The 1,416-nt window shown below is 67.5% G+C and carries 1 protein-coding gene and 1 pseudogene; both read right to left on the bottom strand.

From position 1 onward, the window contains the following. The coding region (locus SAZ01S_RS23205) for a HAMP domain-containing protein (RefSeq protein WP_139810223.1) at window positions 1–1,141 on the bottom strand (1,141 nt) is incomplete at its 3' end. A 39-nt stretch (window positions 1,142–1,180) separates the two neighbouring features. Beyond that, window positions 1,181–1,416 (bottom strand): annotated as a pseudogene (locus SAZ01S_RS24185) (methyl-accepting chemotaxis protein); the annotation flags it as partial.

Genomic DNA, 1,416 nt, shown 5'->3' with positions numbered 1-1,416 from the left:
CTTCCATCGACGCCGAAGCCTGTTCGGCGGCCGCAGCCTGCTCGGTCGCGCCCTGCGAGACCTGCTCGGCACTCGACGACAGTTCCTGGCTGCCCGACGAAACGTTGGTCGCCGCGATCGTCGAGTCGGCGATCACGCCGCGCAGCCGCTCGACCATGCGGACCAGTGCATTGCCCAGCGTGTCGCGCTCCGAAGCGGGCTTGTGCTGCACGGTCAGGTCGCCATCGGCGATCTTGTCCGCCACCGAGGCGGACAGCCGCAGGTTGCCGGTCATGCGTACCATCGCATGGCCCAGCACGTCCTTGTCGGACAGCGGCTGATGATCGGCGCTGAGGTCCCCGGCGGCGATGCGGTCCGCCAGCGCGGCGCTGTCGCGCAGATTTTGGGTCATCCGGTTGACGGTGGTAACGAGATCCTTGATCTCGTCGTTGCTCGTCACCTCGACGCGCTGGTCGAGATCGCCGATGGCGACGGCATCGACTGCCTGTGCGATGCGGCGCAGCCCTGTCGATACGATCCGCGCGATCCAGAGCGCGCCGCCGATGGCGAGCAGCAGCGCAAGCCCGGCAACGACGTAGAGGGTCGTCGCCGCGCTGGCGTAGAGTGCGGTGGTATCGCGATCGGCCTGTTCCATCTGCTGGCGCGACAGGGCGACGATCTGGCCGACAAGGTTGCTGATCGTGCCGGCGATTTCGCGCGACCGGGTGATCGACAGCTTCCCGGCTTCGGCATTGCGATTGGCCAGTGCCAGCGCGCGGACTTGGTCGTTCACCGGCACATATTCGGTGAACTTGGCGTCGACCTGCATCCACAGCGGCTTGCCGTTTTCGGTCGCGGTGGCGAGCCCCTTGGCGATCAGCGCCTGGGTCTCGCCGCGTGCCTTCATCAGATCGGCGTCGAACGCGCGGGTGTCGGCGGCGTCCTCGGTCAGCGCCATGTTCTTTTCCTGGCGCAGGATGTAGCTGACCTTGGCGTCGACGCTCTGTGCGATCTCCAGCCGCTTGGCCGGGCCGGAGATGACGTCGCTGGTCGCTGCGCTCAGAATGCCGAGCCGGCTGTTGGCGACCCCGACGACGACGATCAGCAGTGCGATCAGCACCCCGAACGTCAGGCCTAGCTTCATCTTGATGGTGGCACGCATGGGAATTCCCTTAACTGGCGATCAGGCGGCTTCTGGAAATCAGGCCGCGTGGACCGCGAAGGCGGCGTCGTCCGCATCGGGACCGCCATTGTTCAGATCGAGTGCAAACCCGGCCACGCGCGCCTGCTGGTCGGCGACGCTGTTGGGGCGCGGGCGCGGTGCCGGCTTGGCGGCCGGACGGCGGAGGGCCGGGCGGGCCGTTGCTGTCGGGCGCACGCGGGTCTGCTGCTCCTCGACGCGGAAATAGGCGATGCTGGCCTGAAGCTCCTCGGCCT

The organism is Sphingomonas azotifigens NBRC 15497, from assembly GCF_002091475.1.
Taxonomy (GTDB): Bacteria; Pseudomonadota; Alphaproteobacteria; order Sphingomonadales; family Sphingomonadaceae; genus Sphingomonas; species Sphingomonas azotifigens.
This window is presented reverse-complemented; position numbering and strand designations above follow the sequence as displayed.